At 71.8% G+C, this 12,618-nt stretch carries 8 protein-coding genes; 5 read left to right on the top strand and 3 right to left on the bottom strand.

The features are described 5' to 3' along the window. The coding region (locus tag D6689_08560; protein ID RMH42331.1) for a hypothetical protein at positions 1-1,542 on the top strand (1,542 nt) is incomplete at its 5' end. 10 nt (positions 1,543-1,552) lie between these two features. Here D6689_08560 and D6689_08555 read toward each other — a convergent pair. Both D6689_08555 and D6689_08550 read right to left on the bottom strand, forming a co-directional pair. Next, positions 1,553-3,187 carry a hypothetical protein gene (locus D6689_08555; protein ID RMH42330.1) on the bottom strand — a complete coding sequence of 545 codons (1,635 nt, stop codon included), beginning with the start codon at positions 3,185-3,187 and terminating at the stop codon, positions 1,553-1,555. A gap of 43 nt (positions 3,188-3,230) precedes the next feature. Beyond that, entirely contained in the window at positions 3,231-4,865 is a 1,635-nt protein-coding gene (locus tag D6689_08550) for an MATE family efflux transporter (GenBank protein RMH42329.1), read from the bottom strand. A gap of 479 nt (positions 4,866-5,344) precedes the next feature. Here D6689_08550 and D6689_08545 point away from each other — a divergent pair, with 479 nt between their 5' ends. Continuing rightward, a complete protein-coding gene (locus tag D6689_08545; protein ID RMH42328.1) occupies positions 5,345-5,827 on the top strand; it encodes a hypothetical protein in 483 nt (160 codons plus the stop codon). Between the two features lie 51 nt (positions 5,828-5,878). Here the strand turns inward: D6689_08545 and D6689_08540 are convergent, their stop codons facing one another. After that, positions 5,879-9,136 carry an ATP-dependent DNA helicase RecQ gene (locus D6689_08540; GenBank protein ID RMH42327.1) on the bottom strand — a complete coding sequence of 1,086 codons (3,258 nt, stop codon included), beginning with the start codon at positions 9,134-9,136 and terminating at the stop codon, positions 5,879-5,881. 239 nt (positions 9,137-9,375) lie between these two features. On the opposite strand from D6689_08540, the gene D6689_08535 reads away from it, so the two are divergent. Genes D6689_08535 through D6689_08525 form a run of 3 tightly spaced genes read left to right on the top strand, consistent with a single transcriptional unit; the run spans position 9,376 to position 12,551 of the window. Next, positions 9,376-9,972 (top strand): hypothetical protein, encoded by a 597-nt coding sequence (locus D6689_08535; protein ID RMH42326.1) that lies wholly within the window; start codon positions 9,376-9,378, stop codon positions 9,970-9,972. A gap of 15 nt (positions 9,973-9,987) precedes the next feature. Then, entirely contained in the window at positions 9,988-11,559 is a 1,572-nt protein-coding gene (locus D6689_08530) for a hypothetical protein (GenBank protein RMH42325.1), read from the top strand. Beyond that, positions 11,559-12,551 carry a hypothetical protein gene (locus tag D6689_08525; protein ID RMH42324.1) on the top strand — a complete coding sequence of 331 codons (993 nt, stop codon included), beginning with the start codon at positions 11,559-11,561 and terminating at the stop codon, positions 12,549-12,551. Before D6689_08530 ends, D6689_08525 begins: the two co-directional genes overlap by 1 nt. The last annotated feature ends 67 nt before the right edge of the window (positions 12,552-12,618 follow it).

Below are 12,618 nucleotides of genomic sequence, written 5' to 3'. Positions count from 1 at the left end.
GACGAAAACGGCAACTTCGTGCCCAACAACTGCGAGTATCTGACGGAGTCGCCGGTGACCGGCAATACGTTCAACTGGGCGGCATTCGCTCAGGACTCCTGGTCTCTGCAGCCCAATCTGACGCTGAACTACGGCGTCCGCTACGAGGAGCAGCGATTGCGCTACGCGGAGCACTTGCGCGGCACGATCGACCCGTTCACCGACGAGCCGCTCGGCAAGAATGCGCTCACGCTCCGCAACATGTGGGCGCCGCGATTCGGCGTGATCTACGACTGGACCAAGGAGGGAAGGTCGAAGCTGTACGCGTCGTGGGGGCGCTTTTACGAGTCCATCCCGATGACGATCAACGACTTCTCGTTCTCGGGCGACGCCCTGTACGGCGCGTTCTGGCAGTTTTCGCAGTGCACCAGCGGCAACCGCGGCCAATGGAAGGACCCGAACCTGGCCGCGCCGCACCCGGCAAACTGCCCGGAGCGCGTCACCCAGGAGGAGCGTCCCGGCGACGGAGACGTCTACCGCGGCGGCGTCACTCTCGTGACGCCGGGCACGAAGGCGCAATACCTCGACGAGGCGGTCGTCGGCGTCCAGTACGAGCTGCTGGAGGACCTGCGCCTGGGACTTGCGTACAAGCGGCGCAGCCTCGGCCGCGTCATCGAGGACGTGTCGATCGACGCGGCGGATACGTACATCGTCGCGAACCCCGGCCCTGACGGCTTCCCCGAAGCCGAGGAGGCCGCGTTGGAGGCGCAGATCGCCGCGCTCGATCCCGACGATCCCGACCGCGCGCGGCTCGAACAGCGGCTCGAGCAGTTCCGCGCCGTGCGCACGTTCGACAAGCCGCGCCGGGTCTACAACGCGCTGGAGTTCACCGCGATCAAGCGGTTCAGTCGGAACTTCTACGTCCAGGGCAGCTATACGCTGTCGCGCACCGAGGGCAACTACCCGGGGCTGCTGAACGAGGACAACGGCGCGGCGCTGCCGAACATCTCCACCCAATACGACCTCATCGAGCTTCTGCCCAACCGTGACGGGCCGCTGCCGCAGGACCGTACCCACTACATCAAGTTCGACGGCTACTACCTGTGGGATTTGCGCGAGGCGGGAGAAGTCACCGCCGGCGTTCGGTTCCGCGCGTTTTCGGGGACGCCGATCGACGTGCTCGGCGCCCACTACCTGTACGGCTTCAACGAGAGCTACCTGCTGCCGCGCGGGTACTTCGGCCGCACCGAGTTCGTGACCGGCACGGACCTGCACTTCAGCTACGGGCGCAAACTCGCGTACGGCTACGACGTGAGCGCGTTCGTCGACATCTTCAATCTGTTCAACCAAGAGCAGACGGCGGCGGTCGACGAGGCCTACACGCTCGACAACGCGAACCCGATCGTCGGCGGGCGGTACGAGGACCTCGTGTACCTGAAGGCGGCCGATCTGGCCGAAGGCACGCCGACCACGGATCCGGTCACGCGCAACCTCAACTTCGGCAATCCGGTCGCGCGGTACGCATCGCAGTCGATCCGATTCGGGCTGCGCGTCACCTTCTGACGCGCGCGGCTCAGCGGCTCGGCCGCGCGGCCAGCCATGGATTACGCGGCGCGGCGGGCGGTGCGGCCGCGCCGGCATCCTCGATGACGAGTGAGTAGGCGTCCGGATCGACCTGCCAGCCGGTGACGGCAAAGCCAGGGCTGGCGGTCGCGCGGGCGACCCGCGCGCCGTCGACGCCGAAGTCGAGCCAGACGTCGACCGCGTCGCCCTCGCCGTCGCCGGCGAGGCGGACGGGGAACGCGACGCCGAACACGCGGCCGCCGGTCACCTGGGTGGCCGTGACGGTCACGCCCGTGCCGTCGTCGTCCACGACGATGGTCACGCGCGGCCACTGCGGCGCGCCCGCGCCGTACACCCACGCGTCGAAGTAGCCGCTCAGGTCGGCGCCGGTCGCCGCCTCGAGTGCCGCGCGCACGTCCGCCACGCCGATCGCGCGCGGCCGGCCGAGCAGGTCGGCGAGCGCGGCGAGCACCGCGTCGCGGCCGAACATCGCCTCGATCTGGCGAAACAGCACCATGGGACCGGCCCCGTACACGTCGCCGTAGTAGTCGAGCAGCGGCGGGCGCTCGTCGGGAACGGGGTAGTACTCGGCGCGCTGTGCGAACGCGCGCCACGCGCGAGCGGTGCGGACCGCGACGTCCGGCGTGTCCACGTCCTCGAACGCGAACGCGAGGTACTCGGCCATGGCTTCCTTCCAGACGAAGTCGTATGGCGTCGCGAGCGTGGTCTGGTCGCCGGCCCACTGGTGCGCGATCTCGTGCAACATGGTGTGTTCGAGCGGCCGCGCGTACAGCGACCCGAACCCGCGCACGAGACCGTCGCTGAGCGCGATGTTGCCGGGGTGTTCGAACCCGTTCCAGTACGTCGGCCCGGTAAACAGGCGCAGCTCGTCGCCGTAGGGGTACGGACCGAAGTGCGCCGCCATCCAATCGACGAACGCGGCGACGCGATCGGCGTCGACCGCCGCCGCGATTCCGGTCGATGCCGAGTCGTACAGTGTCGCCCGCACGCCGTTCCACTCGCCCAGGTCGGTGGCCGTCCAGCTTTCGCCGACGGCGATGCCGAAGGTGGAATAGGTCGGGCCGCCGTCGAAGTCGAAGGTGCACACCGTGACGTCCTCGGAGGCGGCTTCGACGCGTCCCGGACACAGCGCGGTCGCGCTCGGCGCGTGGTGGACCTCGAACCGGTAGCGCGCGAACCGGTCGGGCGCCGAATCGCACGGGCCGAACCGGTCGCAGCCGCCGACCCAGCTCACGAGGTAGGTGAACGGCCGGCCCTCGAGATCCTCCGTGACGGAGAAGCCGACCTGCGAGTCACCCCAGGTCTCGTCCGGCACGACGACGTCGGCGGCGAGTGTCGCGGTCTGTCCGGCGAACCATCCGGCGCCGCACGCGGTGAGCACTCCATCCGCGAGGGAGCCGGCGCGGATCGGTTCGCCGTCGAGGGTGACGTTCGCCAGCCCGGCGGCTCGCTGCGGGATCGACAGGCAGTCGCCGCCGGTGTCGATCGCGAGGTCCACGACGGCGTGCGCCTCGCGGGTGCGCACGTCGACCGTGTAGTCGTAGCGCAGGACGCGATAACCGATCGGGCCCGCGGGCGCGTCGGCGTCGGCGCCACAGCCCGCGGTCGCGATGGCGGCCGCCATCCATCCAATCGCTCGGAAGCGCACGCCGTGAGTATGGCCCGGGTTACGCGCGTGCGATCGGGGTTTTCGCTCGGGAAAAGAAGCGCACCCACAGCGCGAGCGCGACGGCCGTGAGCCCGGCCGACAGTCCGCACCACAGTCCAACCGCTCCCCAGCCCGCGCCGAACGCGAGTGCGATGGCCAGCGGAATGCCGACCGCGTAGTGGCCGGCGACGTTGCCGGCGAACGCCGCGCGGGTGTCGCCGCAGCCGCGCAGCACGCCGGCGCCGACCGCCTGAGCGCCGTCGGACAGTTGAAACAGCGCCGCGATGCGGATCAGCGGGACCGCCGTCGCCGCGACCGCCACATCGTCGGTGACCCAGCGGGCGAGGGCGTGCGGCACCGCGACCAGGCAGACGGCCGAGATGGACATCACGCCGAGGGCGGCGGCGAGCGCGGTCGCACCGGCGCGGCGCGTGCCCGCCGGATCGCCGCGCCCGACCGCCTGGCCGACCCGCACGGCCGCGGCCGAGCCGAGGCCGAGCGCCGCGTTGAACGCGACGGACGCGAGCGTGAGCGCCACCTGGTGACCGGCCGCGGCCCGCTCGCCGATCGCTCCCGCGAGCACGCCGACCAGCGCGAACGCGCCCACCTCGGCGCCGTACTGGAGGCCGACCGGCAGGCCGACGCGCAGGGTCTTGCGCGCGAGCGGCGCAATCGGCTCGCGCGACGGCGGCGCCGCGACGCCGCGGATCGCCAGCGCGAGGATGCCCGCCATCGCGATGGACACGACGTCGGTCGCGAGCGCCGCGCCGGCGACGCCGAGTGGCGGCAGGCCGACCTCCGGCAACCCGAAGATGAGCGCTGCGTTGAGCGGGACGTTGAGCGCGTTGGCGGCCGCAATCGCGACGAGGATCGGGCGCGTGGTGCCGGCGGCTTGCAGGTACGCGCGCTGCGCGGTCACGATCAACATCGGCAACAGCGCGGGCAGCCGCCACAGCGTGTAGAGCCGGGCGTCGGTCGCGACGGCCGGCGCGACGCCGAACCGCGGGTAGATCGCGACGGTCGCGCCGGCGATTGCGGTGAGGGGCACGCCGACGGTGACGGCGACCCGGATGCCGGCCCACAGCAGCCGGCGCGCGCGCCCCGCCTCCCCGGCGCCGAGCGCCTGCGGCACGAGGGTGTCGAGGCCGAGGACCGCGCCCATGCCGACGACCTGCACCATCAGGATGACCGTACTCGCGATCCCCGCGCCCGCCAGCGCCGCACTGTGGTAGCGGCCCAGCATCACCATGTCGACGAACGCGAGCAACTGGCCGCCGAGGTTGGCCAGCGCGATCGGCGCGGCGAGCCGACCGAGCGCACGCAGTTCGTGTCGGACGGTCACGCGGGCACCGCGGCCGCAAATCCTCGCGGCGGGATCGCGGCGGTCGGGTCGGCGGGCGGGCGGCTGCGCATCGCAACGGATCGGCCGCGGTGCCGCCGGCGCGATCGAGGATCGCAACCGCGAGCGGCGGCCGCGGGCACGGGTCAGCGGGCGGCGCGCGGCGTCATCGGCGCCGTCTTCGGCGTGAGGCCGCGGGCGACGAGCTGCGCGATCGCGAGTCGTTCGGCCGCGCCCGGGCCGACGATGCGGACGGTGCACGGCGCGTCGTCGTCGCGGAACACGAGAGCCGCGTCGCGATGGTCGACGCCCCACGCGCCGACCTGCACGCGCGTGGCGCCCTCGGCGTCGACGAGACGCTTCATTTCGCGCTCGGTGATCGGCACGAAGTCGTCTCGGCAGTCGTAGCGGATGCTCCACATCCGCTGCGCGGGTGCGGGAGCGCCGTCCTGTACGGCGGCCGGCGGGGCGTCGACCTGGCGGTAGTCGCACGGCTTCGGCGTTCCCCGCGGCGGTTCGAACATCGGCGGCATCGCCTCGACGCGGCCGCCGACGGCGCGGCCGATCGCGTCCGCCGGCGTGATCGAGTCGCACTGGAACACCGTCGGATGGACGCCGACCAACTCGCTGGACGCCGTCTGTGGTGTTCCCGCCGCCGACTGGGCCGGCTCGGAGGACTCCCGGGAGCCACACGCCGTGCTCGCCGCGAGCAGCGCGGCGCAGGCCAAGCGAACGAACGCACCGGACATGCGGGCACGGTACCTCGAAGCGGCCCCGGCTGCTACTCTCGGAGTGTGAGCGATTGGATCGGATCGCTGCGCATGGCCGAGCGGAGCGACCGCCGCGTGGTGCTGGAGCTGTCGCGCGCTACCCGGGCGTGCGGCTGGGGACTGCTCGCGCTCGGTGCCGCGGCGTTGCCCGCGGCCCACGCGATCGATCCCTGGTGGACGATCGCGCCCGCGGCCGCCGTCGCGCTCGGCGCGGTGCTTGCGACGCTCCAGCGCCGGCTGGTCCTCGACCGCGAGGCCGGCACGCTGGTGTACGAACACCGGGTGGCCGGTCTGCGCCGCGCCGAGCGCGTGCCGCTGTTTCACTTGCGCGCCGTCGTGGTCGCGGCGCAGCCGGGCGTGAGGTCGCGCTACGTGGCGTTCATCGAGCGCCGCGTCGGCGAGCCGATCTATCTGGACGAGGCGCGCCGGGTCGCTCGCCTGATGCGCATGGCGGAGGCGGTCGCCGAGGTGGCCGAGGTGCGGCTCGAGTACGACGCCGGTGCGTAGGCCGCCGGGCGGCGCGCCGCGGATCGCAGTGCGAGGCCAGGCGGCGCGGCGTCACTCGGCCGGCGGTTCGGCCGGGGCGCCGGGGCGCGGGCCGCGGCGGCGCCGCCGCCGTTTCTTGCGAGGCGACGTGCCGTTGCCGTTGCCGGGCGGCGGGGCGATCGAAAAGAACGACACGGGCCCGTCCGTTGCCGCGCCTGCACCGTTGCGGCGCCGGCGGCGGCGCTTCTTTTTTCGCTTCGGTCGAGGCTGCGCATCGCCGTCGCCCCCGAAGGCGTGCGCCGGAGTTCCAGAACCGGCGGGCAGTGCGCCCGGGCCGCGGGGGGGCGGACCGCCGGAACCGCCGGCTGCGAACGGCTGCGGCCGGCCCGGCTTCTTGCGGCGCCGCTTGCGTTTGCCGGGCGAGTCGGTCGGTGCAGCGGACGCGACCGGCTGCGAGTTGATCCGCAGCGATCCACGCACGTATTCGACGAGCGGCCCGCCGGCGCCCTCGGCCGGTTCCGCGAGCTGCACCGGCCGGTGCAGTGCGGCGCCCTCGCTGTCCATCACCGGGCTGGTGAACTGGTCCGCGGCCGGCATCCCCGCTGGCTTCTTGCGCCGCCGGCGCCGGCGCTTCTTCTTTTTGGGCCGGTCGTCCGGTCGCGGCGCCGCCTGCTTCGGTGGTTTGTCCCGGTGTTTGCGCTTGAGGATGGTGATCTCGGCGTCGGGAAGTTCGTCGTCGTCCTCGGCGATCTCGGCCGCCGTCCGGTCGATGATCTCGACTTCGCCGTACTCGTAACCGTCCTCGTCGACGAATTCCTCGTCCTCGTCGACGTACTCGTACTCGTAGTCGTCGTCCGCCTCCGTGGCGCTGGCCGGGGCGGGGGCGGCGCCGTCGGCACGGGCATCGGCCGCCTGCTCGGCGATCAGCCGCTGCAACTCGTCGTCGGCGCGCCGTGTCGGCGAGGGAGCGGTCGCATCGCCTGCGCCGGCCGCGCTCGTCGCCGCCTTCGCCTCGGCGGTCCGCTGCGCGGTCTGCTCGGCCTCGAGCGCGTCGAGGTCGATCACGCGGGTCCGCACGACGCGCTTGGGCTTGTCGTCGACCGGTTCCTCCGCGTCGAGGTGGGCGACGACGCGCTTTTCGAGTCCGAGCGCCTCGCGCGCCGCCGCGAGCGCCGCCTCCTTCGACCGCAGGTCGTTGTCGCACCGGCCACAGACCGGCGGGTCCGGCTCACCGAGGTAGCGGAGGATGACCTGGCTGCGGCAGCCGGGTGCCGCGACGTAATCGAGCAGCGCCTCGAGGCGACGGCGGTCCGCGATGCGCCTCGCCTCGTACTGCTTGGCCCGTTCATTGACCAATTTCGGGTCGGGCGGCGGATCGGCCAGCGAAAACAGGTGGTCGTCGCTCTCGGTGACCCAGCCCTCGCCCTGCAGCAGGTTGAGGACCGTGCGCGTGCGCTGCGCGCCGACCTTGCTGGCGATCGCGATGTTCGCCAGCGTCGGTTTGGCGGCCGACGGGTCGACCTCTCCGCCGAGCAGTTGTGCGCGCGCCTCCTGGTCGTCCCACGCTTCGAGCGCGCGGATGACCGCCCACACCTGGCGCCGGCTCGGATAGGTGCCCTTGAGGAAGTGTTCCTGGATCGCGACGTCGTCGGGCGAAAACAGCAGCACGCAGCGCGTCGGTTTGCCGTCGCGGCCGCCGCGGCCGGCCTCCTGCGCGTACTGCTCGAGCGACCCCGGCACGTGGTAGTGCATGACGTAGCGGATGTCGGGCTTGTCGACTCCGAGGCCGAACGCGTTGGTCGCGATCATGACCAGGTCGCTGCGCAGCGGCATGAACCGTTCCTGCTGCTCGGTGCGTTCCTTCTTGGTCATGCGGCCGTGGTACATCGCGACCGGCACGCCGTGGCGGGCCACCTCCTCGGTGAGCTGTTTGACCGCGCGGACCGTCGCGCAATACACGAGGCCCGGGCGCGGCAGCTTCTTGAGCAGCGAGATCAGCGTGCGCTTCTTGTCGTCCTCACCGGGCAGCGCGATGACCTCGTAATGGAGGTTCGGCCGGTCGAACGTCGTGGTGACGATCTCGGCGTTCGGGATCTCGAGCTGTTCCTTGATGTCCTCGCGCACGTGCGGCGGCGCGGTCGCCGTGGTCGCCAGCACCTGCGGGCGACCGAGATCCCGGATGGCGCGCTTGAGCACCAGGTACGACGGGCGGAAGTCGTGCCCCCAATGCGACACGCAGTGGGCCTCGTCGACGCAAAACAGGGATACGCCCACGCCGCCGGCGCCGCGCAGCAAGAACGCGCGAAACTCGGGGTCGGCCATTCGCTCGGGCGTCGTGAGCACGAGCTTGCCGCCGGGCGCGAGGATGAGGTCGTCCATCTTGCGGCGCTGGCGCGTGGTGAGCGTCGAGTCGATCCGCGCGACCGGCACGCCGAGTGCCTCCATTTTGTCGATCTGATCTTTGATGAGCGCGATCAACGGCGACACGACGACGGTGAGGCCGGGCAGTGCGAGCGACGGCAGTTGGTACAGCAGAGACTTGCCGCTGCCGGTCGGCATGACCGCGATGACGTCGCGGCCCGCGAGGATGTGTTCGAGCGCCTCCGCCTGGCCGGGGCGAAGATCGTCGATGCCCAGCCGCGCACGGGCGACGTCGACCAGCGCGTTGAGGCGGTCCGAGCGCCCGCGCTTGACCTCGTCGGGGACGTCGGGGCGCGGGCGCGCGGCCTTCGCGCCGCGCGACGCGGGCGCAGCGAGATCGGCGCGCCCGCTCGCCGCCGCATCGGTCGGGGGGGCGCCGATCGGCTCAACCGCGGCGTCGGCAGCCGCGCCGCCGCCGGCGGCGCTCGATCGGGCCGCGTTCGCGCCGGCGGCCTTCGCCTCGGCGGCCTTCGCCTCGGCGATCTTCGCCTCGGTGGCCTTTGCCTTGGTCGCCTTCGCCCTCGTCGCCTTCGCCTCGGTGGCCTTTGCCTCGGTCGCCTTCGCCCTCGTCGCCTTCGCCTTGGTCGCCTTCGCCGCGGTCGCCTTTGCCTCGGTCGCCTTCGCCCTCGTCGCCTTTGCCTCGGTCGCCTTTGCCTTGGTCGCCTTCGCCGCGGTCGCCTTCGCCGCGGTCGCCTTCGCACGCGCGCCCTTCGACGCCGCGCGGGGACGCGCCTTGCCCGTCGTGTCGGCCGCCGTCGTATCGGCTTCGACCGCGGCTACCCCGTCGGCACCGGCCGCGCGCGCCCGCCCGCCGCGCGCGGTCTTCTTTCCGCCGGTCGCGCGTTGTGCGGTCCCGCGGGCATCGGGAGCCGGTTCGTCCGGCGAGGGCGTTGTCTGTTTCGTGGACACCGGAGTTGTCGTTCGCGTGGTCCGCACCGCGCGGGGGTTCATCGTTCGCTTGCGGCCTCGTCAGGGACGCTCCCTGGGACGGTGCTGCGCTCGCCCGAGCGCTTCGGCCAACCGGAGAGGACGGGCGGGCGTGCGAGGCCTGCCGCGAGCCGACGTCCCTTCGACCATAGCACAGGCCCCGGCTTCCGGGCGACGAACAGCCTCGACGCCACGCCGAATCTGCACTAGATTGCGCGGCGATGCAACACCGGAGCGCGGCGCTCGACCGGCCGGTGTGGTGGGCCGTCGACCGAGTGGTCGTCCGCCGGAAAGTCCTCGCGATCGCGCCGAAATACGAGTTCTTCGACCCAGATGGGCGGCTGCTGCTGTACTGCCATCAAAAGCTGTTTCGCCTGCGGGAGGACATTCGCGCGTACGCGGATCGCGACGGCAAGCACCTCATTTTGCACATTCGCGCCCGCAACATCATCGACTTCTCGGCGGCTTACGACGTGGTCGATGCGCAGCGCGGCGAGAAGGTCGGCGCATTGCGCCGCCGCGGTTGGCGGTCACTGGTGCGGGACACGTGGGAGATCCTCGACGCGGACGATCAACCGATCGGGCGCGCGACCGAAGCGGGCTGGGCGTGGTTGCGGCGATTGGTCGGGATCGTTCCGCAACGGTACGAGATCGCCACGCCGGCCGGGATCGCCGGCACGGTGCGCCGCAGCTGGAATCCGTTCGTGTACAAGGCGGAGGTCGACTTCAGCATGGACCCGCAGCGCACGCTCGACCGCCGGCTGGGGATGGCCGCGGTCTTGTTGTTGATGGCGATCGAGGGCCGCCAGGGGGAGTGAATCGTGCCGGGAGCCGTGGAAAACCGTCTCGTCCACTTCAATCGCGATCGCGACGCTCTCGTCGACGAGGTGGTCCGGCGAGTGGTCGCGGATCGGCTCGCCGCGGCCGCCGCGGGAGGAGACCGATCGATCGAGTACGTGCTCAACGAGGTGGCCTACTGCGAGATGAGCCGCCTGTCCGCGTACACCGATCGGAAGTCGCAGCGCGCCTACGCCCGCTGGCACGACCTCGCGGCGCGCCTGGGCACGATGTCGGAGGCGGACAAGCGCCGCGAACTCGAGCGGCTCGCCCGCCACTACGCGCTCGACGTCGTCGGCAACTTCAACCCGCGGGTCTACCGGTTCGCCAGCGGCGTGTTGCCGACGGCACTCGGGCTCGCCTTCACGCCGCTCGGCGGGGCCGACGCGCTCGGCGGGCTCTCGCGCCTGGCAGATCGCGTGCAAGTCCAGGGCGCGGTCGACGTCGTGCGCACGTGCGCCGAACACGGAACGCTCGTCGTCGCGCCGACGCACTCGTCGAACATGGATTCGATCGTGCTCGGCTTCGCGCTCGAGACGTCGGGGCTGCCGCCGTGTACGTACGGCGCCGGCAAGAACCTGTTTTCCAACCGGCTCATCTCGTTTTTCATGCACAACCTGGGTGCCTACAGGGTGGACCGGCGCCTGAAGTTCTCGCTGTACAAAGATGTGCTCAAGCAGTACTCGACCGTACTGCTCGAGCATGGCTACCACTCGCTGTTCTTCCCCGGCGGCACGCGCTGCCGGTCGAACCACGTCGAGAGCAAGCTCAAACTCGGCCTGCTCGGCACGTCCGTGCAGGCGTTTGCGCACACGCTGCGGCCGATCTACGTCGTGCCGGTGACGATCAACTACCACCTCGTCCTCGAGGCCGAGACGCTCGTCGACGACCACCTGGCCGAACAGGGCCGCCAGCGCTACATCATCGAGGACGACGAGTTCTCGCAGGTCGGCCGCATCGTCCAGTTTCTGCGCCGTGTGCTGTCGCTCGAGGAGTCCGTGGTGCTGCGGTTCGGCCGGCCGATGGATCCGTTCGGCAACGAGGTGGACGACGACGGCCGGTCGCGCGATCGGCGGGGTCGCCTCGTCGATCCGAGCCGCTACCTGTGCGACGCGCGCGGCCAGGTCGCGGAAGACCCCCAGCGAGACGCCCAGTACACGCGGGAACTCGGCGAGGAACTCGTCCACGCCTATCGCCGCGAGACCGTGTTCCTGACCTCGCACCTCACCGCGCGCGCGCTGTTCGACGAACTCGTCGCGGCCGCGGGAACGCACGACGTCTACCGGCTGCTGCGCGTCCCGCGGCACGAACTGCGAGTGCCGGTGGCGGCGGTAGAGCAGCGGATCGATCGTTTGCGGCGCGCGATCGCGGCGCGGCCGGAGGTGGGACGGGTGCACGATCGCGTGCAGCGGATGACACCATCTCAGATCGTCGACGATGCGCTGCGTGCGCTGGGCGGGTACCACACGCGACCGGTCGCCGTGCGCGCCGGCGACGCGCTGCAGATCGGCGCGCCGCGACTCGTCTACTACTATCGCAACCGGTCGGCGCACCTGAGGGACTACTGATGGCAGAGCGACACGAAACTCTTGGAGTCGTCGGCGCGGGCCGGTTCGGGACGGCGCTGGCCAATCTGGTGGCGTCGACCGGTCGGGACGTCGTCCTGCTCACGTCCAACCGCGAGGTCGCCGACGAGATCAACACCGATCGCACGAACGCCGGCCGGCTGCCCGGCGTTCGGCTCGCGCCGTCGTTGCGCGCTACGGTCGACCCGGCCGACCTCGCTGCGTCGGCGCGCTTCATCGTGCTCGCGATCGCGTCGACCGAAGTGCGCGCGCGCGTCCGCGAACTCGGCGACGTACTCGACGGCAGCCACATGGTCGTGCACGCCAACGGCGCGCTGGCGACGCCGGGCGACGATCGGGTCAGTCGGGTCGTGCGCGACGAGACACCGGTCAAGATGGTCGGAGTGCTGGCCGGCCCGGCGTTGCCCAACGACCTCGTGCGCCGGCAGTACGCGTCGATGGTCGTCGCATCCCGGTTCGACAACGTGGTCGCCGAGGGCCGCCGACTGCTCGGCGTGCCGCCCGTGTTGCGCGTCTACGGCGGTCGCGACCTGATCGGCACCGAGTTTGCGGCCGCCCTGTCGGGCGCGCACACGGTCGCGGTCGCGATGGCCGACGCGCTCGACGTCGGCCCCGGGCCGCGCGCGGTGATGATCTGCCGCGCGGTCGCCGAGGCGTCGCGCCTCGGGGAGGCGGTCGGGGGCGAGGCGCGCACGTTCGCGGGCCTCGCGGGGCTCGGTAACCTGCTGGTGCGCACCACCCCGGAGGCGCACGCGCGCGACTACCTGCTCGGGTTGGAACTCGGCCGGCGCGGCGTCGTGCCCCGCGCCAAGCACACCGAGGGCGTCCGCGCGGCGGCCGCCGCGGTCCGCATCGCCGACCAGTTCGGCGTGCACGTGCCGCTGTTGCGCGGGGTCGACGCGGTCGTGCGCGGCGAACTCACGCCGGCCGAGGCCGCGCAGACCATCGCCGAATCCGTCGCCGCCGAGGAGTAACCGCCTGCGGACCGCGCGCCGCCGCACCGGCGCGAGGACCGACCGACTGGCCGAACCGCGGACGGCG

Source organism: Deltaproteobacteria bacterium, assembly GCA_003696105.1.
Lineage (GTDB): Bacteria > Myxococcota_A > Polyangia > Haliangiales > J016 > J016.
Note: the sequence above shows the minus strand (reverse complement) of the source record. Positions and strands in the feature narration are given on the sequence as shown.

Excerpts from the sequence above, each read along its gene's own strand:
- D6689_08555 (RMH42330.1), bottom strand. The coding sequence starts at position 3,187 with ATGGCGGCCGCCATCGCGACCGCGGGCTGTGGCGCCGACGCCGACGCG.
- D6689_08535 (RMH42326.1), top strand. The coding sequence starts at position 9,376 with ATGCAACACCGGAGCGCGGCGCTCGACCGGCCGGTGTGGTGGGCCGTC.
- D6689_08525 (RMH42324.1), top strand. The coding sequence starts at position 11,559 with ATGGCAGAGCGACACGAAACTCTTGGAGTCGTCGGCGCGGGCCGGTTC.